Source organism: Hymenobacter glacieicola, from assembly GCF_014640315.1.
In the GTDB taxonomy this organism is placed as follows: domain Bacteria; phylum Bacteroidota; class Bacteroidia; order Cytophagales; family Hymenobacteraceae; genus Hymenobacter; species Hymenobacter glacieicola.
The window spans coordinates 263,456-288,265 of record NZ_BMGS01000001.1 but is presented as its reverse complement, the minus strand read 5'-3'; the positions used below and the strand labels follow the sequence as shown (position 1 = coordinate 288,265).

Genomic DNA, 24,810 nt, shown 5'->3' with positions numbered 1-24,810 from the left:
GGTTTGGTAGCGCGGTTTTGGGCGAGTGGTGCAGGTGGGTTTCCTATTGATTACAAGGGGCGGAAATCACCGTCACTTTTGACCATCGACGGGCAGCGGTCCTAGCACCTGTGCCAGCTCTCGCGCTAGTACTTCGTCGTAGGGATGCGGCTGCTTGCGCTCCTGTAGTAACTGCTTGGCCCGACTGTAATTGCGCTCATAGGTGCGACGCGTCTGCGTACTGCGCATGGTTTCCCAAAAGGCCGTATCAGTTGCCAAGTGCAACAGTTGTGCGTCGGATAGGCTTAGGCCGTCGTAGTTCATATGCTGCCGTCGGTGGCTTAGGTTCCAGTGTTTTCGCACGTCGGCTGCTAATGCTTGTAGCACCTCTGGCTTGGGCAAGTCGGCTAGCGTCAAGCCAGGCAGTTTAGTCAAGGTTTGCAGCGGGCGCGCCCGTAGGTACTTGACTTCGTAGCGCAGCAAATGGGGCGGCCCATCCTTCGACAACGGCTGACCTTGTAGGCGGGAGTATTCACCCTTGTCGTATGCCTTAATTCGATAGTCGGCATGGTGGGCGTTGTACAGCAGCGGACGCGTTGCCTTGGGCGGCGGGTTCATGGCCGTAAACGGCGCTTTCTTGTGGCTTGTAAGACTCTCAAGAAACCGGCGTGGCGACTTAGCCAAGGGAATGTTTATCCCCGCTTCTAGGCCACATATGGACAACCGTTCGGGCGGCAAGTCTACAGCCGCTGCCAACTTATTGCAGGCCGTCAGTACTTGGTCAGCCGTGAACCGCCCTAGGTTGTTGCCGTGCGCGAAGCTGTGCAGCGAACCGCGCCCGACGAGCCGCTTGGTAGCGTTGTAGTAGTCCCACCGGATGCCCCGATGCTGCGCCCGTATGCTGCCTCGTTCGTTTTCTTCGCCCGTGCTGCCGACGTAGGCCGGGGCACGGGCTAACCGCTCTACGGCTTCTGGGTCGTTTAGCAAGCACACCCATATCCGAATCTCGTCTATCATAGCGAGACAGGCTGCTTAGTGCTGAGCCTTTACCTCACGCTTGCCCTCGGCCAGCCAAGCAAGCAACTCAGTGCGGCTAAAGCTAAGTCGACCGCCTCTCTTCATCACAGGCAACTTACGCTGTGAGCAAAGGGCATAGATACGCGGCTTCGAGAGGCGTAGTATCTCCTGTGCAAGTTCAATACCGCCTACAGCAGGCGGCTCCGGTGTAATGTTTTGGGCTAGAGCCCGATTTACCATCTGCTTCAACTCATCAAGTTGGGCTTGGATGGTGTCGAATGGATTCTGCATAACCTGTCTGAGTTGTTGACAGGTCAAAGTTGATTAGGGCTTAGCAGCGTCTATTACCAACTTGGTAGAATAGGTAAAACAGGTAGAAAGCCTATAAATGAGCACTCATTAGTTATATCTTTTTATTGCCTCGATTTGACTAAGCATTCTTCTGAAAACAAGTGCCTTTGAGCCAGTAAACTGATTTGTATCGGTAAAGTCTTTTAGGTCGTCCAGGGTCTCTCTACTAGTTGTACCGGGGAAATCATTTGCATCAAACCATCTAATTACTTCAGGTGGACTACCGATAAGTAAACCTCGGCTACTTAAAGCAACTAGTGCGGTTGCCCATTCTCCGGCTTTGCTTTTCCCACTAAGTTTAGCTCCCTCAAATAGCTTTCGTACTTGAGTCAAGTCTATGCCTTTAAGCTGAGCATGTTTGGCTTTACTTGATTTGGCATTCTGCTTAGTCTCTTTGACATTACCCTTCGGCGTATTAGTGTGCGCAGCGTTACTTTCTTGTAAGCCTTGTGATAGTATCTTCCGGTGTTTACTCTTGTCACCAAGCACCCCGCTTAGTGTATCTACTTCATCTATTAGTTTCTCATACAGCTTAGATACAAACTGCCGAACGTCTTCTATTGTCTGCTCAACTAGTTCTCCGATGTGGTTTCCTGGAATCCATTCTAAAGAGTCGAAGTCATTTAGGGCAGCTCCAACCAGTTCGGCACGGCCTTCAGGAGTCGGAATAGAGTCAACAGCGGCTTCTAACTCGCGCTTAAAGTCATAGGCAATGGTGTCCAATTCCCGGTCTACTTTCTTTCGTTCGTCTCTTGTGCTAGGCTCATCCCTAAATTCCTCTACTACTGGCTCAGGAAATGGCAACGTGTAACTGATGAGTCCTCTGTGCTTGAGATTCTTTACTAATTCAGCCAATGCAAGTGAGGGCTCGTCGCTACCTTCCGTGCAACTCCGCATTTTCTCGTCGTGGCCTTGGTAACAAAAGAAGTAATGTGGCCCAGCATAGTACGCCGCCGAGTACTCGTTTTCAACATATAATTCTAAGCTTGCCAAAGTAGGTGTAGCCGCAAGTATCTTGTCGCATTCGGCCTGCACTTCTTCTAGCTGCATCGGCAACGCTCCACTGACTTTGAGCCTTCTACCAGCAATAATTTCCGCATGGAGCATAAAGTCACGAAATAAGGGGTGGCAAGTGATTTCCATAAATGTTGTGATGTATAGCTACAGGTTTCTTAAAGCAAGCTATCAAAGGCTGAGTCTATTATATCAGAAGCAAAGGAATCCAAGTACACGGCCGTAACCGCTTCCGATTTGTGGCCCATCAACTGTGAAATAACCGCTGTGCTGTTGCCGTCCTGCTTGAGTGTTGTTGCCATGCTGTGCCGTGCCACGTAGGTAGTGAGAGGCGTAGCAATACCGGCTTGCTTCCCTAGCTCTTTCAAGTCCTTGTTAACCTGCCCCAGCACTTTGTGCAGCCGGTTCTTGATCTGCGTTGCGGCTTGGTGCTTGCGCGAGTCTAGCACGGGAAATACGTAGCTAGCGAGTCCAGCGAAGGTAAACGGCCTATAGGCAGCAACTATAGTGGCAGCAGGAGCCAAAAGCTTAAAGGCGAACTTACCGCCCGTTTTCTGCCTGACGTAGCTTAGGCGCTGCGGGCGGCCATGCTCGTCGGTGCCGGTTAGGTCTTGCCAACGGAGTTGCGCTAGGTCTACGAAGTTTATGCCGCCACAATAGAACGAGAACAGGAACACGTCCTTTGCCAGCCCTTGCCGGTCGGTAGCTGGCTGCAACGCTTCAAGCTTGCGCAGCTCGTCACGGGAAATAGCACGCTTCGCCGTAGTCACATCAAACTTGCCTACCTGGAACTTGCGCCGCTCTGTTACCGTGCGGGCAAAGGGGTAATTCTCTGCCTTCGCCAGCTCCGCATCAATAGCCTTGTTCAGTACGGCCCGCAACGTGCGGAACCGAAGCGAGAGGGTAATTTCCTCTACACCCGTAGCGCGTAACGTGGCCTCCCACTCATTGCAAAAGGTAACAGATACCCGGTCAAAGGGAATATCATGCTGTTTCACCCACGCGGCTTTCTCTACCTCTTGCCCCTTCCCTAACGGCGGCTCTGGCGCGCTGTACTCGGCACCGATAAACTTAGCGAGTTGGTTTGCCAAGTCGCGGTACACACCTGCATTGCCTACCTGCCCCGCTGCTACCATGCCTACGGCTAGTTCTTCTATGTACGCCAGCAGCTTTACCCGCCGCTGCGCTTGGCGGCCCTCTATAGCCTTTTTGAATACTGTTTCCGCGTCGTGCTGCTCATCGTTGCCAGCGAGTGTAGTTGCAGCTTCTTCGTATTTCTTCCGCCAGCCATCTAGCTTGTCCAGCAAGTCTTCCCGCAACTTGTCCGGGTAGGTACGGCGTATTTCTTTCTTAGTAGCGTTCCAGTGCTTAGGGTGCAAGCTCAAGCCTGTGTAGCGGTATACTTGCTTGCGGTTCTTCGTTACGCGCACCACGAACGGATGCGAACCGTCGGCCAGCGTCTTGCTAGTGAAGTAGACGATCTTAACCGTGGCTTTTCCCTCTTTGTGTTCGGTGGTTTTGCTGCGCATAATGTATAACCCGGATTATACAGCGGGTTATACAAACATAACAGACGCTGCTATACTAACAACAAGCCACAACAAGAAAAGCGCGCTTAATCAGCTTATTACGCCATAAACGATAACAAGTAAACACCCGTAAAAACGGCCTACACATAGCTTCCCAAGCTGAGGGTCGCGAGTTCGAGCCTCGTTTCCCGCTCATAGAAAAAGCCACTTGCTTTAATAGGCAAGTGGCTTTTTCTATGCCTTAGCTCGCGGATAATTTGCTTCACGAAAGCACTGGTTAGTCAGGCCGCGCCAGTGGTAGCGTAAAGCTGAAGGTGCTGCCGCTGCCCAGCTCACTTTCCACCCACAACTGCCCGCCCTGGCTGCCGATAAACTCGCGGGCGATGCTCAGGCCCAGGCCCGAGCCGCCCTTGTAGCCGCTCTGGTTGGGAATCTGGACGAAGCGCTGGAAGATTTTTTCCTGATACTGCGGGGCAATGCCGGGGCCGTGGTCCTGCACGCTGATGCAAACCTGGGGCTGGGCCTCGGCGGTGAGGGCGGCCCGGATGTGAATCTGCGCCTGTTCCGGGGAGTAGCGAATGGCGTTGGCCAGCAGGTTGAGCAGCACCCAGGTCGTTTTCTCGATGTCGGCGCGCACGGGGGGTAGGGTGTCGGCCACCTGGAGGTCGAGGGTGAGCTGCTTGGGCTGGAGCTGGAGCTGAATGGTCGCGGCGGCAAACTGCACTACCTCCGTCACGCGGGCTGCCTGGAAGTTGAGCTGAATGTTGCCCGACTCCAGCCGCGACACGTCAATCAGCTCCCCCACCAGCCGCAGCAGGCGCTGGTTTTCCTGCTTGATGGTGACCAGAATGTTCTGCTGCTCCTCGTTCACGGGCCCGACCTTGCCGTTTTGCAGCAGCTTCAAGCTGAAGTTGATGCTCGACAGCGGCGTTTTCAGCTCGTGCGACACGGTAGCCAGGAAGTTCGACTTGGCCTGATCCAGCTTCTTGTACTCCGACACGTTGCGCAGCGTCAGGATGGAGCCCACGAACTCCATCTTGTCCAGGGCCTCGTTGAAGCTCACCACGTCGTTGACGCTGACGCGGTAGTAAGCTTCCTCGTCGTGCTGGGCCAGGGTGAGCACGGGGGCGGCCTCGGTGGGGCGCTGGGCGGCGGGGGTATCCAAGTGGCGCAGCAGCTCCCGGAACAGGTCGTTCTGCTGGGCTATTTCCTCGGCGGGGCGGTTCAGGAGTTGCTCGGGGGGTAGGGCCAGCAGCTGCTGGGCCACGGGGTTGGCCAGAATCAGACGGCGATTTTCGTCCACCAGCAGCAGGCCTTCATCAAGGTTGTTGACGAGGCTGACCATGCGGTTGCGCTCGGCCAGCAGCTGGGCCAGTGTGGAGGTGCGGTAGTCCTGCAGCTGCACCAGCAGGCGGTTGAAGGCCCGCGCTACGCCCCCAAACTCGTCGTGGCTTTCCACCGGAATGGAGTTGGAGTAATCCTGGTGGGTCGCGTTTTCGATGCTGGCCGAGAGCTTGCGCAGCCCACTCACGGCGGCCTCGGGCACGCTCAGCACGAACAGCAGGCAGGTCAGGACCGCAAACGTGAGCAGGGCCAGCACGTAGCCGCTCTGCTCGGTGGCCAGGCGGTTGGCGGCTTCGTTCTTGCGCGTGAGGGCCTGAGTGTTCAGATTCACCATGCGGTACGTAAGCTGCCGCAACTGGCCCATGTGCGCGTTCCAAAGTTGCGGCGCCGTGGTATCGGAGGCCAGATACCGCTCCGTGGCAGTCAGCTCACTGAACAAGGAGTCTACCACCTGCTGCTCGCCGGGCTCGGTCACGTTGCCGGCCTCGCGGGCCAGCAGTTGCTCAAACCGGTGCTTGGCTTGCGTGTCCAGTGGTGCCTCCTGCGCCTGCAGCCGGTCGAGGGCCCGCAGCATCTGCTGACCTAATTCTACGGAGTACAGGTTGTCTTGCAGTACGTTGCGGGCACTGCGGTCCAGGCGATTGAGCGAGTACAGGGTAAACGCGCTAACACCCAGCAGCAGGAGCAGCATGGTCAGGAGTGCCAGCGTGATTTTGGTTTTGAGGTTCATGAGCAGTGGCGCGAAGCGGCGGGGCTTCGCGTGTCATTGAGCAAAAAATCGTTGCGCGCGCCGGCCGCTGCCAGTCATGCAACGGAACGCGAAGCCGCGCGCGCCATTAGTAGGTCACCAGAAACAAGTCCAGGTCGGTATCCGTCTGGGCTACGGCTTGAATCAGAGAGGTAGTAATACCGCGGCGGGTCAGGCGCTGCCACCAGCCTTTCTCCCGCGTGACACCGCAAATAAGCAGGGTAGCACCTTTTTCCTGGGCCACGCGCAGTATCTCCATCACCACCTCCTCCGACTTCACCCGCAGAATCTGCCCGCCCAGCTCGGTGGCCAGTTGCAGATTGTGCAGCAGGTGGCGCTGGGTGGCCAGCCCCACCCGGTCGGCCGCTTCGCGGGCGGTTTGCACGTAGAGCACGTACCAGGTGGCCGTCCCCAGGCGGTCAGCGAGGCGGGAGGTTTTGCGGATGATTTCGCGGGCGGCCGGAGCGTTGGAGTTGATGCAGGCCAGCAGCCGGTCGTGGTTGCGGCGCGGGGCGGGCACCGCGGCCGCGCCCGTGTCAATCTGGCGGCTGAGCTGCCCGGCCACTTCCCGCAACGCCAGCTCGCGGAGTTGCAGCAAGTTTTCGGGCTGAAAGAAATTGCGCAACGCCGTGGGCACCTTCTGCGGGTCGTAGATTTTGCCTTCCTCCAGGCGGGCCCGCAACTCGGGCACGGTCAGGTCCACGTTTACTACCTCGTCGGCCAGCTTGAGGAGCTGGTCGGGCACCCGCTCGGCCACGTCCTGGCCCGTAATACGCAGCACCTGGTCGTGGAGGCTTTCCAGATGCTGCACGTTCACGGCGGTAATCACCGAAATGCCCGCCCGCACCAGTTGCTCCACATCCTGCCAGCGTTTCTCGTTCTCGGAGCCCGGCACGTTGGTGTGGGCCAGCTCATCGATGACCACCACCGCCGGCCGGCGCTGCCGGATGGCCGCCACGTCCATTTCCTCCAGCAGGCGGCCCTTGTAGAAGATGTTTTTGCGCTTGATCAGGGGCAGGTCCCGCAGCTGGGCCACGGTGCCGGCCCGGCCGTGGGTTTCCACGTAGCCCAGCACCACATCCACCCCGTGCTGGCGCAGCTCCCGGGCCTCCTGCAGCATGCGGTAAGTTTTTCCTACCCCCGCGGCCAGCCCGATGTACACCTTCAGCCGCCCGCGCCGCGGCTCCCGCACCAGCCGCAGAAACCGCTCCGCCGATTGGTCGCGCAGCTGAGAGTCATCGTTGGGAGGCGTCATGGGGGTAGGGTGTTAGTCAGGGTTTGGTGGTAAACCGTCCGTCATGCTGAGCGGAGCCGAAGCATCTTTCCCGCTTCGTGGCTAGCCAGCGGGGCGGTTCACTAGTCCAGGGTTTAAACCCTGGGCTACGGAGCGGGCGTCGCGTGTCTGTCGTTGCCGGCGTGGTTTATTTTGTCATTCCGAGCGGAGCGAGGAATCTGGGTTAGCCTCTCGTGTGTGACCCAGATTCCTCGCTTCGCTCGGAATGACAGGGAGGGAGAGTCGTTCTGGCGCTGCGCTACCAGGTGTTGCGGCTCTACCGTCGTACGGCCGCTGGCGAGATGCGGCGCGTGTTTTGGTCGCTCGGACTTCCGGCTTGCTAGAAAGAAATAGCAATGCTGCTGGTCAGGTTGCCGTAGGAGTTGGAGGGCTGGCCGTTGCGGTCGGTGAGGAAATCCTGGCCGGAGTGGAACACGCGGCCTTCCACCCGAAATGTCACGTTGGAGGTGGGCAGGTAGTCGAGGTTGAGAGAGGCGGCTTTTACCTTGAAGTCAGCATCCGTGGGGGCTGGAGAAATCGAGGAAATGATGACGCCGTGGTCGGCGTTGTAGTACTCGGCGCGGGCCGTGGCCGACCACTTCTCGGCCAGCTTGTAGCGCACGAAGGCGGCGCCGGTGTGCCAGGTATCGGCCTTGCTGCCGCGGGCAGCCTGCTCCTGCTTACCCACGTCGAATACGCCGGCCACGCTCAGGCGCTCGGTGGCGGCGTAGCTCAGGTAGAAATCGTGGAAGTAGCGGCGGCGCTTCCCTAGGCCCTCGGGCTGCTCGTTGCCGTAGAACGTGCTGCTGTTGATGAGCAGCTTCTCGGTGGGTTTCCACTGAATTTGGGTTCCCAGGGCCTTTTTCTGGTTAGTTTCCCGGATGTTCTGCCAGCCGTTAAGCACCAGCACCGTAAGCGTCAGCTTGGGGTCGACTTCGTAGGTGAACCGGGCCCCGGCCTCGTAGTAGGGCGAGTTTTCGGCCATGAGCGAGCGGGTCAGCGTCCAGTTGTCCTTGCTGATGGCCGATTCGAAACCAATGTGGGAGCCGAAAATACCCACGTCGAGCCAGGCCTTCTGGAAGGGCCGGAAGCCCGCGTACGCCTCGTAGATATGGCGCAGCACCGGGTCCTCGGCGGCGTAGTTGGCCGAAACGTAGGTGCCGGCGTGCAGGCCCAGGGCCCCGCGCACTTGCCCGTTGTCGTAGCGCAAACCTAGGATGGCGTTGTTCACCGTAAACTCGTTCTGGCGGTCGTGGGAGTACAGGAAGCCGGGCCGGTCGTTGGTGGCGACGTGCTTGATATCGTAGCCGTAGTAGCCATCCACGAAGCCGTAGGGCGTGAGCGGGTTGGTGGCGGGTGTGGCCGGCGCCTCGGCGGGCGTCACCACCGTATCGGCCGCAACGGGGGTGGTTTGGGCGGTAGCGGCCGCGCTGCACAGCAAGCTGAGGGTAAGCAGGAAGATAGATTTCATGGGGAGAGGAGTACCCGTGGCGTAGGGTGGGCAGGGGAGAATAAAGACGAAAGAGTAATAGTAAACGAAAGTAGCCGGGCTGGACTGTAGATACGTGCCCCGTGGCATCTCGGCGCCAGCTGCCGTTGTGTAGTTTGTCATTCCGAGCGGAGCGAGGAATCTGGGTTTACTTGTGGACGGCTTGACCCAGATTCCTCCTGCGTCGGAATGACAGCTGGTACTGGTTGTATTGACGCCGAGACGCGAACCGAAGGTCGGCATAACCACGAGTCGTGTTTCTACAGCTCATCCAGGGCTACGTTCAGGCGCAGCACGTTTACCCGGTCGGGGCCCAGCAGGCTGTGCTGGGTGTGCTGGGCTACCAGGGCCTGCACTTTAGCGGCGTCGAGCTGGCGGGCACGGGCCACGCGGGCTACCTGCACGGCGGCACCCGCCGGCGAGAGGTGCGGATCGAGGCCGGAGCCGGAGGCGGTAATCAGCTCGGCGGGCACTTGGGCTTTGGTTACGCCGGGGTTCTGGAGCAGAAACGTATCGAGGCGGGCTTGCACCGTGGCCTGGTACTCGTGGTTGCTAGGGCCTTTGTTGGAGCCCACCGAGCCGGCCGAGTTGTAGTCCACGGCCGAGGGGCGCGACCAGAAGTATTCCGGCCGGGTAAATTTCTGGCCCACATTATCATACCCTACCACGCGGCTCCGGTGGCTGATGGTTTCGCCCTGGCCGCTATTTGGGGCCAGCTGCGCGCCGGCCCATATCAGCGCCGGGTAAATCAGGCAGCAGACAACCAGGAGTACAAGGGTCAGGCGGAAAGCGGGAAGCAGGTGTTGTTTCATGGAAGTAGAAGCGAGAAAGCTAAGGCTAGAGTTAGTGCTAGTTCCCCTCATCATCTGAGGAGGGGTTAGGAGTGGTTAACTACTCGTTGAACAATACCCCCGGGTGACACAGACGCGAGTCGTTCTCACGGCGGTCAACCACCCCTGCGTCGGCTGTGCCGCCGCGTCCCCTCCTCATCTGAGGAGGGGAGTTTTGTTCTTACAAAAACAGGCCTACCAGCAGGTCAATGGCTTTGATGCCGATGAAGGGGACGATGACGCCGCCCAGGCCATACACCAGCAGGTTGCGGCGCAGCAAAGCCGAGGCGCCAATGGGTTTGTAAGCTACCCCGCGCAACGCCAGCGGCACCAGCAGCGGAATAATAATAGCGTTGAAGATGACTGCCGACAGGATGGCCGACTGCGGCGACTTCAGACCCATGATGTTCAGCGCGCCCAGGCTCGGAATGGCCACCATGAACAGAGCCGGCACAATGGCGAAGTACTTGGCTACGTCGTTGGCGATGCTGAAGGTGGTGAGCGTGCCGCGGGTCATGAGCAGCTGCTTCCCGATTTCGACTACCTCAATGAGCTTGGTGGGGTCGTTGTCGAGGTCCACCATGTTGCCGGCTTCCTTGGCGGCTTGGGTACCCGAGTTCATGGCTACTCCCACGTCGGCCTGGGCCAGGGCGGGCGCGTCGTTGGTGCCGTCGCCCATCATGGCCACCAGCTTGCCCTCCTGCTGCTCGCGGCGGATGTAGGTCATCTTGTCCTCGGGCTTGGCTTCGGCAATAAAGTCATCGACGCCGGCCTTTTCGGCAATGAAGCGGGCCGTGAGCGGGTTGTCGCCGGTTACCATCACCGTTTTGATGCCCATTTTGCGCAGGCGCTCAAACCGCTCCTGAATGCCAGGCTTGATGATATCCTGCAGTTCCACCACGCCCAGCACCCGGTCGTTTTCACTGACTACCAACGGAGTACCGCCGTTGCTGGCAATAGCCTCCACGCGCTGAGTCGTTTCCTGAGGGAAGGGCTGGTTGGCTTTGGCCGCCAGCTGCCGGATGGCATCGGAAGCGCCTTTGCGGATGCGTTGGCCATTGGCCAGCGTGACGCCGGAGCTGCGGGTTTCGGCCGTGAACTTGATCAGCTCGGCACCCTGCAGGCGGCCTTGCAGCTGCTCGGGATTCACCTGCTTTTCGCGAGCCAGCTCCACGATGCTCTTGCCTTCGGGGGTTTCGTCGGTGAGCGACGACAAGGTCGCCAGCTCGATGAACTGCTGCTCCCCTACCCCCGGCGCGGGCCAGAAGTGTGTGGCTTTGCGGTTGCCGATGGTGATGGTGCCGGTTTTGTCCAGCAGCAGCACGTCAATGTCGCCAGCGGTTTCCACGGCTTTGCCGCTTTTGGTGATGACGTTGGCACGCAGGGCGCGGTCCATGCCCGCAATGCCGATGGCCGAGAGCAGCCCCCCGATGGTGGTCGGAATCAGGCACACGAACAGAGCAATAAAGGAGGCAATGGCAATGGGTGTGTTGGCGTAGGCGGCGAAGGGCTGCAAGGTCACGCACACAATGATGAACACCAGCGTAAAGCCCGCCAGCAGAATAGTCAGGGCAATTTCGTTGGGGGTTTTCTGCCGCGACGCGCCTTCTACCAGGGCAATCATCTTGTCGAGAAACGACTCGCCGGGCGCCGTCGTCACCACTACCTTGATGCGGTCCGACAACACCTTGGTGCCGCCCGTCACCGACGACTTATCACCGCCGGCCTCCCGAATTACCGGGGCCGATTCGCCCGTAATGGCCGATTCGTCGATAGTGGCCAAGCCCTCGATAATTTCCCCGTCGGTAGGAATGATTTCGCCGGCTTCTACCAGGAATACCTGGCCTTTCTGGAGCTGAGAAGAAGACACCGAGGAGAGGTTGCCTTTTTCGTCGATGACGCGGGCCGGGGTTTCCTCGCGGGTTTTGCGCAGGCTTTCGGCCTGGGCCTTGCCGCGGGCTTCCGCTATTGCTTCCGCGAAATTGGCGAACAGCAAGGTCAGCAGCAGCACCATGAACACGGTGAAGTTGTAGGCAAAGGAGCCCTGGGCCGCATCGGGCTTCACGAGCAGCCCCAGCGTCACGAGCAGCATCACCACCGTCCCAATTTCCACGGTGAACATCACCGGGTTGCGGAACATCACGCGCGGGTCGAGCTTTACGAAGGCTTGTTTAGCGGCCTCGGAAACCAGCGCGGGTTGGAACAAGGATTGTCCTTTTGAAGACATGAGAGTGTAGAACTCAGAGCTTAGAAATGAGAGGCAGAGACGAATAAGAGCTATGCTCTCAGTTCTTGCTTCTAAGCTCTAGATCAGATTAATACAGGGAGAAATGCTCGGCAATGGGGCCCAGGGCCAGGGCGGGGAAGAAGGCCAGGGCGGCAATGATGACGATGACGGCCATGACCATCACGCCGAAGGTGGCCGTGTCGGCGGGCAGGGTGCCGGCGCTTTCGGGCACGTACTTCTTGCGGGCCAGCAGGCCGGCAATAGCCACCGGACCAATGATGGGCAGGAAGCGGGACAGCAAGAGCACTACCCCCGTGCTGATATTCCACCAGGGCGTGTTGTCGCCGAGGCCCTCGAAGCCGGAGCCGTTGTTGGCGGCCGAAGACGTGAACTCGTAGAGTATTTCCGAGAAGCCGTGGTAGCCGGGGTTGGCCAGCCAGCCGGCGTACTCCTGGGGGTTGCCGGTGTAGAGGTGGGCCGTCAGGGCCGTGCCGGCCAGAATCAGCAGCGGGTGCAGCAGGGTCACGAGGATGGCAATCTTCATCTCGCGGGCCTCAATCTTCTTGCCCAGCAGCTCGGGTGTGCGGCCTACCATCAGGCCGGCAATGAACACGGCAATAATCAGGTAGGCAAAGAAGTTGAGCAGCCCTACCCCGCACCCGCCGTAAAAGGCATTGGTCATCATGCCCAACATCTGCGTCAGTCCGGAAAGCGGCATAAACGAGTCGTGCATGGAGTTCACCGAGCCGCAGCTGATAACCGTGTTCGTGATGCTCCAGTAGGCCGAAGCCGCCGCCCCAAACCGCATTTCCTTGCCTTCCAGCGCCCCCAGCGCCTGGTTTACGCCCAGGTGGCTGATGGCCGGGTTGCCCTGCAACTCATAGTACACCGTGGGGGCCAGCAGCACTACGAAGCCTACCGTCATGACCCCAAAAATCATCAGGGCCAGCTTGCGGCGGTTCAGGTAGAAGCCCAGGGCAAATACCATGGCCACGGGGATGATAACCAGGGCGATATTCTCAATGGCGTTGGTGAGGTAGTTGGGGTTTTCGAGGGGGTGAGCCGAGTTGGCTCCGTAGAAACCGCCCCCGTTAGTACCCAGCTCCTTAATAGCCACCATAGCTGCCACCGGCCCGCGCGACACGGCCACGGAGTCGCCCTGCAGGGTCACTAGCTCCTGCTTGCCTTGCAAGGTCATGGGGGTGCCGTTGAAGGCCAGCAGCAGGGCTACCAGCAAAGAGCCCGGCAGCAGCAGGCGCGTGAGGCTCTTGATGAAATAGTTGTAAAAGTTGCCCAGCTTGTCGGTGGCGCGGGTTTGCAGGGCGTTGAACACCACCACAGCCGCCGCAATGCCGGTAGCCGCACTCACAAACTGCAGGAAGGTAATGACCACAATCTGCGAGAGGTAGCTCAGGCCCGACTCGCCGCTGTAGTGCTGAAGGTTGCAGTTTACCAGAAAGGAAATGGCCGTGTTAAACGCCAAGTCCGGCGACATGCTGGGGTTCTGGTCGGGGTTGAGGGGTAGGCTGCCTTGGGTAGACAACACCAGCATAGCCAGCAGAAACCACACGAGGTTAATAGTAAGCAAGGCCACCAAGTGCTGCTGCCAGCTCATTTCGCGGCGGGCATCAATGCCGGAGAGGCGGAAGATGCTGCTTTCTACGGGCCGCAGGAAATCCAGCAGGTTCTTCTCGCCCTTAAACACCCGGGCCAGGTAGTGGCCCAGCGGCAGGGCCAGCACCAGCGTCAGGAAGTAAATGGCGCCGATGCCGAGTAGTTCGTTGATCATCTTAGTTGAGTTGCGAGTTATCGGTTGCGAGTTTCAGCCCGTGCCTTGTCTGGCAACTGGCAACTCGCAAGCGGTAACTGAATTAGAATTTCTCCGGGCGCAGCAGCACGTAGCAGAGGTAGCAGAACGTGGCGAGGGAGAGGAAAAAGAGGGCGACCATCATGGGGCAGTAGGCGGCGTTAGATGTGGTCGAAAAAATCGATCGACTTGTAGAAAAGCCCGAACCCGGCGAGGCCCGCGGCAGTGAGCAGAACAATCAGCAATAGTGGGGTCATCAGTAGAAGCGTAATAAGGTTGCCCGCTGCCTCTTGCCAATTCGGGCCCGCTTCCGCTTATACTTGTCCTTTAAAGATTTATCACTCTGATAATCAGTGCCTAAATTCTGCGCTGCCTACTATTCCGTATGGCCCGAACGCAAAAAACCGGGTCATTCTGACTCGGTGCGTCGGTCAGAATAACCCGGTTTGTGAGGTTGCTGTTAACTCAGGAATAGTATCCTGCCTCAGCTTCTACTTATTTGATATACTTCGCCAGGGTAGCTTTCAAATCAGCGCCTTTGAGGTTGGCGGCCACAATTTTGCCGGTAGGGTCAATGAGAAAGTTTTGGGGAATGGCGTGCACGTAATAACTGAGGGCAGCCGCATTATCCATGCCCTTCAGGTCCGACACTTGCGGCCAGCTCAGCTTGTCGTCCTGAATAGCTTTCACCCATTTGTCACGTTGCTTTTCGTTATCCAGCGACACGCCCAGCACCTCGAAGTTGCGGCCTTTGTACTCGCTGTAGACCTTGGCCACCGTGGGGTTTTCCTCGCGGCAGGGGCCGCACCAGGAAGCCCAGAAATCAACTAGCACGTACTTGCCGCGGTAGTCGCGCAACGATATGGTTTTGCCGTCGGGCGTTTGCTGGGAGAAATCAGGGGCCTGTGCTCCAATCGCCACAACTTTCAGCTTTTGGACCATCTCACCATACTGCCGGCCCTGGGGGCTGTTCTTGAGGGCCGGGCTAAAGGCATTGTACAGCGGAGCCACCACGTTGTACTGCGGCAGGTCCAGCATCTGGAGCCCCATCAGGGCATCTAGGCTCACCCACGAGTTCGGGTTGGCTTTGATAAAATCGTAGATGACAGCCGCAATCTGCTTGTTGAACGCGTCAAACCGGGCCTTGTTCCGCTCGTGGAAAGCCGGGTCCTGCCGCTGCTGTTCCGTGGCTTTCTGTATTTCCGCCCCGAAAGCCTGTATGTTGGCAATAACTGGCTTTATAGCCGCATTCAGCCGTACATTATCGGTATTGACAGGGCCGCCCTGAATAGTAGCGTGGGCCAGCGAATCGGGGCTGGTGATGACTGTGATTCCCGGCTCCAGATAGAGGCGCGTGCGGTCCAGCACCCGCCCAGACAAGCTACCTAGCTGCCCCTTGGGTCGGAATATTAAGTCGGCTGCTACAGGCGCATTGCTGGTTCCTTTTAATTCAAACGCCCCGTTTTTTAACGTTGCTGAATCTGCCACCACGTTACCGCGCATTAGGTACACCTTGGCTGGGGCGTTGAGCTTGCCGAGGGTGCCTTTGATGGTAAAAGGAGCGGCCGTTTGCGCGTTAGCCAGCCAGGGGGCAACGAGCAATAAACCCAGTAAATGCTTTTTCATAGAGATGAGGAAGTAGATAATACACAGATGCTTCCCAGCTTTCTGCCTTCAGAAGCCGACCTTCTCAAGTAACGAAAATTTTAGGTGTACTAGTATACACTTCCAGCTATATAGGAGGCTCATCCGCGACCTTACTTCCTCTCAGTTACAACCCGTACTCCTGAATCTTGCGGTAAAGGGTTTTGGTGCCGATGCCGAGCTGGCGGGCGGCCTCCATTTTGTTGCCGCCGGTTTCCTGGAGCACCTGCCGGATCTGGCGCTTTTCCAGGGTGCGCAGGCTGCGGTCGGCGGCTTCGTCGGTGGTCAGGGGGGTAGGCAGGTACTGGAACTCGGCGGGCAGGTCGTCCAGGGTGAGCAGGTCGCCGTCGGCCAGGATGGCGGCGCGCTCCAGCACGTTTTTCAGTTCCCGCACGTTGCCCCGCCAGTCGTAGCGCTGGAGCTGCTCCAGCACCTCGGACTCGAGGCCGCGCAGGCGTTTGCGCAGGCGGGCGGCAAAGTACTGTAGGAAGTAGCTGGTGAGCGGGGCAATGTCGTCGCGCCGCTCGTTCAGGCCTGGCACCAGCACCATAAATACCGAAAGGCGGTAGTAGAGGTCGGGTCGGAAGTGACCTTCGGCGGCTTCCTGCCGGAGGTTGCGGTTGGTGGCGGCTACAATGCGCACGTTCACGCTGGTAGGCTTGGTGTCGCCGAGCTTGGTAAATTGCTGGGTTTCCAGCACCCGCAGGAACTTGGCCTGCACGTTCAGCTCCAGCTCCCCGATTTCATCCAGAAACAGGGTGCCGCCGTGGGCTTCTTCCAGCAAGCCCTTTTTATCTGCCAGCGCCCCCGTAAACGCGCCCTTCTTGTAGCCAAACAGTTCCGATTCCAGCAAGTCCTTGGGGAAAGCCGAGCAGTTCACGGCCACGAACGGCTTGCTCCGGCGCAGGCTGGCCTGGTGAACGGCCTGGGCAAACAGCTCCTTACCCGCACCGGTAGGGCCTTCCAGCAGCACGGTGCTATCCGTGGGCGCAACGCGCTGGGCCAGCTTCTTGGCCTGCTCCAGGGCCCCGGAGCGGCCAATCATGCTCTCGAAGCTGTACTGGGCGCCCACCTTCTTCTCCAGGTCGGCCACGCGCTGTTGCAGGCGGGCTTTGTCGGCGGCGCGCTCCACCACGACCAGCAGCTGGTCGTCGGAGTCGCCCTTAGTGAGGTAATCGAAGGCGCCTTCCTTCATGGCCCGCACCCCGTCGGGAATGGTACCATAGGCCGTCATCAGGACGACCTCGGCCAGGGGACTTACTTGCTTGTAGCGGGGTAGCAAATCGAGGCCGTAACCGTCGGGCAGCTTTACGTCGGAGAGAACCACCAGCACCTCGTCGGCATGCTGGCGCAGCAGCTCCAGGCCGCGGCGGGCATCGGGAGCTTGCAGCACGGAGTAGCCTTCCAGCTCCAGCACCCGGGCCAGCAGTTGGCGCAGGCTGGTTTCGTCGTCGATGAGCAGTAGGGTTCCGGCGGGCATGCGAAGTAGAAAAGTAGGGCTGATTTCGGGCTGCAAGGGTACACAGAAACGGCGAAAATGACCCTGGACCGGCGGCGCTGTTTTCCGCACACTTCCCTGCCTCTCCCCCATCTAGCCAGCTTTGGGGTACGCCCACGGGGCCGGGCGGGGCGGTTCCAACGGTTCACTGGGCTAAAGTTGAGCTGCGTAATTTGCCTCTCATTTAGATAGACCTATTTGTTACCAAATCGTTACGTACCCCGTTATACAGCCCGTTCACGGGTCGTCTATCCTTCTGATCAGCACATTTTCACCTTCCGTTTGATGAATTCCATTGCTCGCCGGATTGCACTTGGCTTCGCGCTCAGTACGGCTTCCATGGTGCCGGGCCTGGCCCAGGTTTCCCCGCCCTCCACTCCCACTGCTCCGGCCGACACAGCCCACAAGTTTGAGAATCCGGGGGGCGTACCGGCCGTAGTGAAGCAGCCCTGGTACAAGGGCAAGCTGGTTAGGGCCACCATCGTGCCGGCCCTGCTGATTGGCTATGGGGCGTACACCTTCGACGGGGGCGGTTTCTATACCAACCAGGAAGCCAACCGCGACATTCACAAGCTGTTCCCTACCTTCCGGACCCGCCTCGACGACATCCTGATTTTAGCTCCCTACGCTGAGCTGGGCCTGGTCGCCTTGTCGGGGGTTGAGTCCAGAAACGACCGGATTAACGTGGGGCTAGTCGTGTTGAAAAGTGAGCTGATTATGCTCACGACGGTATTTGCGGTGAAACACTTGAGCCGCGAAACCCGGCCCGATGGCTCCGATAAGTTGTCGTTTCCCTCGGGACACACGGCGCAAGCGTTCCTGGCCGCCAGCATCGTGCACAACGAGTTTCGGGATAAAAGCCAGTGGTACGGCATTGGGGCCTACACCCTTGCCACCAGCGTGGCCGCCCTGCGCATGATCAATAACAAGCATTGGCAAAGCGACGTGGTGGCGGGAGCGGGCTTCGGCATTTTATCGGCCCACCTGGGCTACCTGACCCACCGCAACCGCTGGGGCCGCAAGCCCCGCCTGCCCGAGGGCATGGGCTTTTCGCCGACTTGGCTACCTAGCTACGGGCTGGGTACGGGCGGGGGGCTGAGCGGCACGCCAGGGTTTAGCTTTACCTGGCAGCCCAAGTAGAACAAAGTAAGGAGCCCTTACAAGCCCGGGCGCAAGCCGCCGGACTAGCGGCTTGCGCCCGGGCTTCGTACACTAGGTAGCACCTTTTTTTCAGTGTCCTATGTGGTGGATTTACGCGCTTCTTTCGGCCGTGTTTGCGGCTCTAACCGCCATTTTGGCCAAAGTTGGCATCAAAGGCGTTGACCCGAACCTGGCCACGGCCGTGCGGACGGTAGTTATTTTGGCGCTGGCCTGGGGCATTGTGTACTTCCGGGGCGGCCTGGCCGACGTGCACACGCTTTCCCGCACCAACTTGCTTTTTCTGGGACTTTCGGGAGTAGCCACGGGGCTGTCATGGATTTTTTATTTCAAGGCCCTGCAAGTCGGCAAGGTTTCGCAGGTCGCTCCCGTCGACAAGCTGAGCGTAGCCTTGGCCATTGTACTGTCGGTGGTGTTTCTGGGAGAAAGGCTGACGTTGCAGGTGGGGGTAGGCGCCGGCCTGATTGTTATCGGCACGCTGGTCCTGATTCGGTAGCGCCGCGCTATTAGCGTATTGCTGTTGGGGCAGCGAACTACTAGTTTTCAGCAGCCTCCAGTTCGCGCTGAAACGCGGCCAGGAACAGGCCTACGTGGTAGCCATCGGCCAGGCCGTGGTGCACGTTTACGGCCACGGGCAGCAGCAACGCCGCGCCTTGCCGCCGGGTTTTTCCCACCGATATTTTCGGGATGCTGTCGGGGTGGCTGAAGGAACGGGCGTGGGTTAGGCTGGTAAAGGAAATCCAGGGCAGGGCTGAAAAGTGAACCACGTCGGGCCGGCCCGTGGTAGGAGTCAGGCGCAGGCCGGTGCTGTGGCGCACTGCTTCCATTTCGGCCGCCAACCCTACCCCAAACTCCGAGAGGGAAGAGGCATAGGGCACAAAAGAAAAGCCGAAGGTATGGTCAGGTCGGGTGAGCGTAGCCGACACGTGCACTTGGTCGTAGCAGTACACCTGCCCGTCTTCAATGCGGTAGCGCAGGGCCTCTACCTCGTTCACGGCCGTGAGGGCGCAGTGCAGGTAGAGTTGGAAAAACGACACGCCCAGGGCCTTGGCCCGGGCGTAGGCGCGGGCGGCGTCAACCTCGGCCACTACCCCAAAAAATGGCTCCTCGAAGGCGGAAAAGAACGCAAAATGCTCCTGCCGGTTCCAGGTGTTCAGGTCTACTAACTGCTTCATAGGGCCGCAAGTTCGGTAACTTTGCCCAAGCCTTTGCCCCTTTCCACCCTTCCTGCCATGCCCGCGCCCCGCCTGATTGCCTTCGACGCCGACGACACCCTTTGGCCCAACCAGCCCCATTTCGACTACGCCGAAGCCCAGCTGTATGAGCTGCTGACCCACCACGGCGAGCCAGGCGTTATCGGAAACCGCTTCAACGAGGTGCAGCGCCAGAACATGCACTTGTTTGGGTACGGGGCCAAGTCGTTTATGCTCTCGATGATTGAGACCGTCATCCAGCTCACCAACGGCGCAGTAACCGGCACCGAAATCCAGCACATCCTCGACCACGGCAAGCGCCTGCTCAGCTTCCCCATTGAGCTGCTGCCCGCGGTACCCGACGTGCTGGCGGCCCTGAAGCGGCAGGGCTACCCCCTGATGCTGCTCACGAAAGGCGACCTGTTCGACCAGGAAAGCAAGCTGGCCCGCTCTGGCCTCGGCGACTTATTTGACTACGTTGAAATCGTGAGCGAAAAAAACGAAGCCACTTACCAGCGCATCCTCGCCCGCCACCAGCTGCGCCCCGAGGAGTTTCTAATGATTGGCAACTCGCTGAAGTCGGATGTGCTGCCGGTGGCGCGGCTGGGGGCCCAGGCCGTGCACGTGCCCTACCACACCACCTGGATTATGGAGGAAGTACCGGCCGAGCAACTGGTGGGGGTAGCCTTCCAAACGCTTGCTTCGCTGGCCGAAGTACCGGCTTATATCGAGCTACTGGGCTCCTCTCCCGTTATTTAGGCCCTACCAGCACCAGGGTATGACAAGGGGCTGACTGATGCAAGGTTCGGGTAGCAAACCGCGCCTGCACCTGTTGGTGCAAGGCCTCATTACACACGATTACCGTATCAGCCGGAGCCAGGGAGGCCAGCTGCCGGACGCTGGTAATGCGCAGGTCCAGGTTTCGCCCGGCCTTATACGCCAGCTTGTAGAAGGTAAATACCGGGTTGTACTCACGCCCAGGGTCGCGGGCCGTTGACACCACGTTCGTCTTCACAATATCGGGCACTACTACGGCCACGGAAGCCGGTTGTGCACTAGCGGGTAGGGCGGATAGGTAGCTTCGGTAGAAGTGGTACAGGGTGCGGTGTTGAAGCTGAATCAGCATGTCGAGCAGCATGCCGCGGTAGGGCAGCCCAAAGAACAACAGCGCAAAAACCGCCATGCTAACCACGCGCGAGATGTAACGCCCCAGATACGCCGTGTGCAGCCACTGCCAAAGCTGGGCTATGCCTAGTCCCGTCAGCAGGGCCAGGGGTGGGTAGATGGGCGCGGCGTACCAGGCAAGTTTCGTAGCCGAACAGCTAATCAGCAGCAGCCAGCAAGCACTGAAGATGACCAGCAGCCCCACCGCCCGCCGCTGCACCTGGTTGGGCTGCCACCACGCCAGGACGAGTGCGGGAGCCAGCCAGTAGAGCCAGGGCACGAAGTCGCGAATCTTGAGGTAGACCAGGTAGTAGTTCCAGGGGCCGGTCAGGTCGTTCAAGGCCGTGGAAAAGCGGCCGCCCAGCTCGTTTTCCCGCACGGCCTGCCAGTAACCCGGCGTGCTGATTTCGTGCCCCAGGTAGTAGCCGCCCACCAGCAACAGCAACAGGGCCACTGAGATATACAGCTTCCTATTGAGCAGCATGAAGCCCAGCCTACCCTGCCAGAGCGTGTAGAGCAGCAACCCCGGCAGCCCCAGCAGCCCCGCCACCCCTTTGGTCAAAATGGCCCCCAGTAATGCGCCGGTAAACAGCCACCAGTCCCGGGAGCGGGCTTTTTCTAGATACTGAAAATAAAAAACTAACAAGAGCAGCTGCCAGCACACCAACAGGCCGTCGTAGTCGCCGGACCAGGCCACGTGCACCCGGAAGTAGCCAGCAGTAGTCAGCAGGACAAGCACGGCAAACAGGCCCGCGGCCGCAGTGCGCAGGACTTTGGCGCTAAACCAGTACAAGGCGCTAACCGTTACCAGCACCGCCCCAATAGTAGGCAGCCGGATAGCCACTTCGTTGAACCCAAACAGCTTGATACACAGCACCTGCAGCCATAGTAACAAGGGCGGCTTGGTGTTCCATAAATCGGGCTGGCCCTCGAAGTGCGCTACCAGCCAGTTATGGTTAAGAGCCATTTCGGCCGCGTTTACCGCTACCCGCGACTCATCCCACAGGTAAATGGGTTCACGCAGCACCAGCAGCAATGGCGCAACCGCCAGCAGCAATACTGGAAATAAGGCCCGGGCCGGATGCTGCCGGACCCAAGTTGTTAGCGTGTGTATCATGCCCAGAGGTAACCCACTTGCCAGTGCGTAAGCAAGTGCCACTTGAGGTAGCGCTGAAGACTGGTCAACCAAAAGTACCAGATTAGAGGGAGCGGTTGACTACTCAAACTGAAGTGCTGAGAACAAGCACGCCAGACTACTTGGCCGCAGTCGGTAACGGACGCCGCAACAGGTAGCGCGTTTCTAGGTAACTGTTGATAGATGTGTAGCCCGTAACGATGCGCTTAGTAGGTTCCATGAATCCAAGCGCCGATGTAATGCTCTGCTCCGCACCTACTGGCTGCACCAGCTTATATACCTCCATCAGTTCCCAGCCTTCTTCGGCTAACTCATTGAGCGTTTGCATTACCTTAACGTCCAAGCTGCCGGGTACGCGGGAAGTACGGCGCTTTTCCTGCACTACATCGGGCTCTAAGTGCAGTAGGCCATGCCATGCAGGGGCCAGAAAGGCTTTTTCATTGTTCACCGCTCTGATTTGTTGATACATAAAGCGGGTGCCCGGGGAAACTGCCGCTGCCTGGGTAATGGCTACCGTGGGCTGCAGAGCCGACTCAGGTAAAGATGGAAGCGCCGGATGCGTGTCGGAAGCGGGCTTGGACGAATCGGTTTGAGCCGCCCCTGATAGCTGCAGCGTACCCAATAAGCCAGACAAGAGCAGAAAACGTAGAATCATCTGAACCAGGATTAAGATAGAGTAAAACCAAACCGGCTGGCAGCAGGCGTTAAACACCTACTACCAGCCGGTTTTCCCGTGGTCTACAATCGTGCCGAAAGGCTAGTCGCGCTTGGTTTTGAGAACTTGCTTGAGGCCCGCCAGCTCGTCGCGGAGCTTGGCGGCGGTCAGGAAGTCGAGGTCCTTGGCGGCGGCTTCCATCTGCTTTTCGGTTTGCTTGATGAGCTTTTCCAGGTCCACTTTGGTCATCATGGAAACGACTGGCTCGGCGGCAATGGCCAGGGCCGCATCCTCAGTGGGGCCAGCGTAACCCGGCGCTTCCGCAATGCGGTAATCCGACAGCGAGGTTTGCTCCATAATGGCTTCCCGCGACTTGCGCACCGTACGGGGCGTGATGCCGTGCTCCTCGTTGTAGGCTTGTTGGGTAGCACGGCGCCGGTTGGTTTCGTCAATGGCGCGCTGCATGGAGCCCGTGATACGGTCAGCATACATAATCACCTTGCCCCGGTCGTTACGGGCGGCGCGGCCCATGGTCTGGATGAGGCTGCGCTGGTCGCGCAGAAAGCCTTCCTTGTCAGCGTCGAGAATGGCAACTAGGCTTACCTCAGGTAGGTCGAGGCCCTCCCGGAGCAGGTTTACGCCAATGAGCACGTCAATTTCGCCCAGGCGCAATTGGCGCAGAATCTCCACCCGGTCCAGGGTTTTCACGTCGGAGTGCACATAGCTGGATTTGATACCCAGGCGCTCCATGTACTTCTGCAGTTCCTCGGCCATGCGCTTAGTGAGGGTGGTTACCAGCACCCGGTCGCCCATCTTCACGCGGTTGTCTACTTCGTCCAAGAGGTCATCAATCTGGTTGCCACTGGGGCGCAGGTCGATTTCCGGGTCGAGCAGGCCGGTGGGGCGGATGATTTGCTCGACCACGACCCCATTGGCCTGGGTTAGCTCGTAGTCGGCGGGGGTAGCCGACACGAACACGGCCTGGCGCACCATGCCTTCGAACTCGTTGAAGGTAAGCGGCCGGTTGTCCATGGCCGAGGGCAGACGGAAGCCGTACTCCACCAGGGCCGTTTTGCGGCTTCGGTCACCGCCCCACATGGCCCGGATCTGGGGCATGGTGGCGTGGCTTTCATCAACTACCAGCAGGTAGTCCTCCGGGAAGTAGTCAAGCAGGCAGAACGGGCGGGAGCCGGGCTGGCGGCCGTCGAAGTAGCGCGAGTAGTTCTCAATGCCGGAGCAGTAGCCCAATTCCCGAATCATTTCCAGGTCGAATTCGGTGCGCTCCATAATGCGCTTGGCTTCAGCATCACGCCCCTCCTTCTCGAAGTAGGCGTGCTGCTGCACCATATCGAACTGGATTTCCTTGATGGCCTGGTTGAGCGTGTCCTTGCCGGTTACGAACAGCTGGGCGGGGTAAAGCGTGACGGATTTCTCGTCGGCGAGCTTCTTGCCGCTTACGGGGTCAATCTTGTGAATGGCCTCGATTTCGTCGCCGAAAAAGAAGATGCGGTAGGCGTGGTCGGCGTAAGCCGGAAACAGGTCCACGGTGTCCCCTTTCACCCGGAATGTGCCGCGCGTAAACTCGGCCTCGGTGCGCGAGTACAGGATTTGGACGAAGGAGTAGAGTAGGTTGTTGCGCGAGTAGCGCAGGCCTGGAGCCAGGAAAATCACGTTTTTACCAAACTCTTCGGGGTTGCCGATGCCGTAAATACACGACACCGATGCCACCACAATCACGTCGCGGCGGCCCGAGAGCAGCGTGGAGGTAGTGTGCAGCCGCAGCTTCTCAATTTCCTGGTTGATAGCCAAGTCTTTCTCAATGAAAACATCAGTGGAGGCAATGTAGGCCTCGGGCTGGTAGTAGTCGTAGTAGCTGATGTAGTACTCGACGGCGTTGTTGGGGAAGAACTGCTTAAACTCGCCGTAAAGCTGAGCAGCCAGGGTTTTGTTGTGGCACAGCACCAAGGCCGGCTTGCCGGTTTCGGCAATAACGTTGGCCATGGTGAAGGTTTTGCCCGTGCCCGTGGCCCCCAGCAGCACCTGCGCCGGCTCGCCGTTATTAATTCCTTCCACCAGTTGCCGAATGGCCTGGGGCTGGTCGCCGGTGGGTTTGAATTCCGAGGTCAGTTGGTAGTGCATGCAGGGAAATGTAGGCCAGAAAGGTAGCCTATGATAACTCTAAAATCCGGCTTATGGTTCGGGAGGAAAGGAAGACGGGGAATGAGTGAATGAGCGAGGTTGACAACAGCACGTCATTCTGAGGCAGAGGCCGAAGGACCTTATCACGCCCGAACGACATCGGTACAACGACTCGTGCTGACGTAATAAGGTCCTTCGGCTGCTGCGCTCAGGATGACGTGCTGTTGTCAACGCGTCCTTTCTGCTACCCACTCCCCCTCATTCACCGAATCACCGCGGGTCGCGCCAGAGGAGGGTAGCGTTGGTGGCGGTAGCGGCAAAATCGGGGCATCGGCCGTCACCGGATTTATTGGGGCCACCGCCGGCGGCACAAATCACATTGCCACACGTGTCAAACAGGTAGCTGTAGTTGGTCGCATCGCCGCCCGTTACCAAATACACGGTGCGACCCTGGTAGGTGTACTGGGTTACCTCGGCCGCCGGCGTTTGCTTGGGTTTTCGTTGCAACTGCTCAATAAGGGTAGCAGAAAAGTTGGTTACGCAGGCACCATTCATTGCCTCATCGAGAGAACTGGAACAGGAAGTAGCGGCTCCCAACAGCAGCAACCACACAGGG

Annotated in this window: 21 protein-coding genes; 3 read left to right on the top strand and 18 right to left on the bottom strand. The window is 58.9% G+C overall.

Going from position 1 to position 24,810, the window contains the following annotated elements; all coding sequences use genetic code 11:
- Positions 1 to 72 precede the first annotated feature (72 nt).
- The 13 genes from IEW18_RS01170 to IEW18_RS01110 all read right to left on the bottom strand — a co-directional run bounded on the left by IEW18_RS01170 (position 73) and on the right by IEW18_RS01110 (position 16,732).
- On the bottom strand, positions 73 to 996 hold the full coding sequence (locus IEW18_RS01170; RefSeq protein WP_188555992.1) for a hypothetical protein: 924 nt from the start codon (positions 994 to 996) through the stop codon (positions 73 to 75).
- Positions 997 to 1,011: 15 nt separating this feature from the next.
- Positions 1,012 to 1,287, bottom strand: a complete 276-nt coding sequence (locus IEW18_RS01165) for a helix-turn-helix domain-containing protein (RefSeq protein WP_188555991.1) — start codon at positions 1,285 to 1,287, stop codon at positions 1,012 to 1,014.
- A 108-nt stretch (positions 1,288 to 1,395) separates the two neighbouring features.
- Positions 1,396 to 2,490 (bottom strand): hypothetical protein, encoded by a 1,095-nt coding sequence (locus IEW18_RS01160; protein WP_188555990.1) that lies wholly within the window; start codon positions 2,488 to 2,490, stop codon positions 1,396 to 1,398.
- A gap of 29 nt (positions 2,491 to 2,519) precedes the next feature.
- Entirely contained in the window at positions 2,520 to 3,890 is a 1,371-nt protein-coding gene (locus IEW18_RS01155; RefSeq protein WP_188555989.1) for a site-specific integrase, read from the bottom strand.
- 277 nt (positions 3,891 to 4,167) lie between these two features.
- On the bottom strand, positions 4,168 to 5,964 hold the full coding sequence (locus IEW18_RS01150) for a HAMP domain-containing sensor histidine kinase (RefSeq protein ID WP_188555988.1): 1,797 nt from the start codon (positions 5,962 to 5,964) through the stop codon (positions 4,168 to 4,170).
- Between the two features lie 106 nt (positions 5,965 to 6,070).
- Positions 6,071 to 7,237 (bottom strand): sensor protein KdpD, encoded by a 1,167-nt coding sequence (locus tag IEW18_RS01145; protein ID WP_188555987.1) that lies wholly within the window; start codon positions 7,235 to 7,237, stop codon positions 6,071 to 6,073.
- Positions 7,238 to 7,595: 358 nt separating this feature from the next.
- Entirely contained in the window at positions 7,596 to 8,726 is a 1,131-nt protein-coding gene (locus IEW18_RS01140; protein ID WP_188555986.1) for a porin, read from the bottom strand.
- Between the two features lie 278 nt (positions 8,727 to 9,004).
- A complete protein-coding gene (gene kdpC / locus IEW18_RS01135) occupies positions 9,005 to 9,556 on the bottom strand; it encodes a potassium-transporting ATPase subunit KdpC (protein WP_188555985.1) in 552 nt (183 codons plus the stop codon).
- Positions 9,557 to 9,755: 199 nt separating this feature from the next.
- Positions 9,756 to 11,801, bottom strand: a complete 2,046-nt coding sequence (kdpB, locus tag IEW18_RS01130) for a potassium-transporting ATPase subunit KdpB (protein WP_188555984.1) — start codon at positions 11,799 to 11,801, stop codon at positions 9,756 to 9,758.
- An 88-nt stretch (positions 11,802 to 11,889) separates the two neighbouring features.
- On the bottom strand, positions 11,890 to 13,590 hold the full coding sequence (gene kdpA, locus IEW18_RS01125) for a potassium-transporting ATPase subunit KdpA (protein ID WP_188555983.1): 1,701 nt from the start codon (positions 13,588 to 13,590) through the stop codon (positions 11,890 to 11,892).
- Positions 13,591 to 13,672: 82 nt separating this feature from the next.
- Entirely contained in the window at positions 13,673 to 13,750 is a 78-nt protein-coding gene (gene kdpF, locus IEW18_RS21980) for a K(+)-transporting ATPase subunit F (protein ID WP_110978249.1), read from the bottom strand.
- A gap of 353 nt (positions 13,751 to 14,103) precedes the next feature.
- A complete protein-coding gene (locus IEW18_RS01115) occupies positions 14,104 to 15,234 on the bottom strand; it encodes a TlpA disulfide reductase family protein (protein ID WP_188555982.1) in 1,131 nt (376 codons plus the stop codon).
- A 145-nt stretch (positions 15,235 to 15,379) separates the two neighbouring features.
- Entirely contained in the window at positions 15,380 to 16,732 is a 1,353-nt protein-coding gene (locus tag IEW18_RS01110; protein ID WP_188555981.1) for a sigma-54-dependent transcriptional regulator, read from the bottom strand.
- 303 nt (positions 16,733 to 17,035) lie between these two features.
- Here IEW18_RS01110 and IEW18_RS01105 point away from each other — a divergent pair, with 303 nt between their 5' ends.
- Together IEW18_RS01105 and IEW18_RS01100 are read left to right on the top strand one after the other, a co-directional pair.
- Positions 17,036 to 17,890 (top strand): phosphatase PAP2 family protein, encoded by an 855-nt coding sequence (locus tag IEW18_RS01105; protein WP_188555980.1) that lies wholly within the window; start codon positions 17,036 to 17,038, stop codon positions 17,888 to 17,890.
- Positions 17,891 to 17,990: 100 nt separating this feature from the next.
- The gene (locus IEW18_RS01100) at positions 17,991 to 18,404 is read left to right on the top strand and encodes an EamA family transporter (protein WP_188555979.1); all 414 of its coding nucleotides are present in this window, start codon (positions 17,991 to 17,993) and stop codon (positions 18,402 to 18,404) included.
- A gap of 40 nt (positions 18,405 to 18,444) precedes the next feature.
- On the opposite strand, the gene IEW18_RS01095 is transcribed toward IEW18_RS01100, so the two are convergent.
- Entirely contained in the window at positions 18,445 to 19,083 is a 639-nt protein-coding gene (locus IEW18_RS01095; RefSeq protein WP_188555978.1) for a chloramphenicol acetyltransferase, read from the bottom strand.
- A gap of 57 nt (positions 19,084 to 19,140) precedes the next feature.
- Between IEW18_RS01095 and IEW18_RS01090 the strand changes: the two genes are divergently transcribed.
- A complete protein-coding gene (locus tag IEW18_RS01090) occupies positions 19,141 to 19,860 on the top strand; it encodes an HAD family hydrolase (RefSeq protein WP_188555977.1) in 720 nt (239 codons plus the stop codon).
- Here the strand turns inward: IEW18_RS01090 and IEW18_RS01085 are convergent.
- The 4 genes from IEW18_RS01085 to IEW18_RS01070 all read right to left on the bottom strand — a co-directional run bounded on the left by IEW18_RS01085 (position 19,853) and on the right by IEW18_RS01070 (position 24,806).
- Positions 19,853 to 21,382 (bottom strand): ArnT family glycosyltransferase, encoded by a 1,530-nt coding sequence (locus IEW18_RS01085; RefSeq protein WP_188555976.1) that lies wholly within the window; start codon positions 21,380 to 21,382, stop codon positions 19,853 to 19,855. The genes IEW18_RS01090 and IEW18_RS01085 overlap by 8 nt on opposite strands.
- 136 nt (positions 21,383 to 21,518) lie before the next feature.
- The gene (locus tag IEW18_RS01080; RefSeq protein WP_188555975.1) at positions 21,519 to 22,055 is read right to left on the bottom strand and encodes a hypothetical protein; all 537 of its coding nucleotides are present in this window, start codon (positions 22,053 to 22,055) and stop codon (positions 21,519 to 21,521) included.
- A gap of 102 nt (positions 22,056 to 22,157) precedes the next feature.
- Positions 22,158 to 24,194, bottom strand: a complete 2,037-nt coding sequence (uvrB, locus tag IEW18_RS01075; RefSeq protein ID WP_188555974.1) for an excinuclease ABC subunit UvrB — start codon at positions 24,192 to 24,194, stop codon at positions 22,158 to 22,160.
- 270 nt (positions 24,195 to 24,464) lie between these two features.
- Positions 24,465 to 24,806: a DUF6970 domain-containing protein gene (locus IEW18_RS01070; RefSeq protein ID WP_188555973.1), complete on the bottom strand. Its 342-nt coding sequence runs from the start codon at positions 24,804 to 24,806 to the stop codon at positions 24,465 to 24,467.
- Positions 24,807 to 24,810 lie beyond the last annotated feature (4 nt).

Bases quoted from the DNA above. Each gene is read 5' to 3' on its own strand.
- IEW18_RS01170 (WP_188555992.1), bottom strand. From the start codon at position 996: ATGATAGACGAGATTCGGATATGGGTGTGCTTGCTAAACGACCCAGAA.
- IEW18_RS01165 (WP_188555991.1), bottom strand. From the start codon at position 1,287: ATGCAGAATCCATTCGACACCATCCAAGCCCAACTTGATGAGTTGAAG.
- IEW18_RS01160 (WP_188555990.1), bottom strand. From the start codon at position 2,490: ATGGAAATCACTTGCCACCCCTTATTTCGTGACTTTATGCTCCATGCG.
- IEW18_RS01155 (WP_188555989.1), bottom strand. From the start codon at position 3,890: ATGCGCAGCAAAACCACCGAACACAAAGAGGGAAAAGCCACGGTTAAG.
- IEW18_RS01150 (WP_188555988.1), bottom strand. From the start codon at position 5,964: ATGAACCTCAAAACCAAAATCACGCTGGCACTCCTGACCATGCTGCTC.
- IEW18_RS01145 (WP_188555987.1), bottom strand. From the start codon at position 7,237: ATGACGCCTCCCAACGATGACTCTCAGCTGCGCGACCAATCGGCGGAG.
- IEW18_RS01140 (WP_188555986.1), bottom strand. From the start codon at position 8,726: ATGAAATCTATCTTCCTGCTTACCCTCAGCTTGCTGTGCAGCGCGGCC.
- kdpC (WP_188555985.1), bottom strand. From the start codon at position 9,556: ATGAAACAACACCTGCTTCCCGCTTTCCGCCTGACCCTTGTACTCCTG.
- kdpB (WP_188555984.1), bottom strand. From the start codon at position 11,801: ATGTCTTCAAAAGGACAATCCTTGTTCCAACCCGCGCTGGTTTCCGAG.
- kdpA (WP_188555983.1), bottom strand. From the start codon at position 13,590: ATGATCAACGAACTACTCGGCATCGGCGCCATTTACTTCCTGACGCTG.
- kdpF (WP_110978249.1), bottom strand. From the start codon at position 13,750: ATGGTCGCCCTCTTTTTCCTCTCCCTCGCCACGTTCTGCTACCTCTGC.
- IEW18_RS01115 (WP_188555982.1), bottom strand. From the start codon at position 15,234: ATGAAAAAGCATTTACTGGGTTTATTGCTCGTTGCCCCCTGGCTGGCT.
- IEW18_RS01110 (WP_188555981.1), bottom strand. From the start codon at position 16,732: ATGCCCGCCGGAACCCTACTGCTCATCGACGACGAAACCAGCCTGCGC.
- IEW18_RS01105 (WP_188555980.1), top strand. From the start codon at position 17,036: ATGAATTCCATTGCTCGCCGGATTGCACTTGGCTTCGCGCTCAGTACG.
- IEW18_RS01100 (WP_188555979.1), top strand. From the start codon at position 17,991: ATGTGGTGGATTTACGCGCTTCTTTCGGCCGTGTTTGCGGCTCTAACC.
- IEW18_RS01095 (WP_188555978.1), bottom strand. From the start codon at position 19,083: ATGAAGCAGTTAGTAGACCTGAACACCTGGAACCGGCAGGAGCATTTT.
- IEW18_RS01090 (WP_188555977.1), top strand. From the start codon at position 19,141: ATGCCCGCGCCCCGCCTGATTGCCTTCGACGCCGACGACACCCTTTGG.
- IEW18_RS01085 (WP_188555976.1), bottom strand. From the start codon at position 21,382: ATGATACACACGCTAACAACTTGGGTCCGGCAGCATCCGGCCCGGGCC.
- IEW18_RS01080 (WP_188555975.1), bottom strand. From the start codon at position 22,055: ATGATTCTACGTTTTCTGCTCTTGTCTGGCTTATTGGGTACGCTGCAG.
- uvrB (WP_188555974.1), bottom strand. From the start codon at position 24,194: ATGCACTACCAACTGACCTCGGAATTCAAACCCACCGGCGACCAGCCC.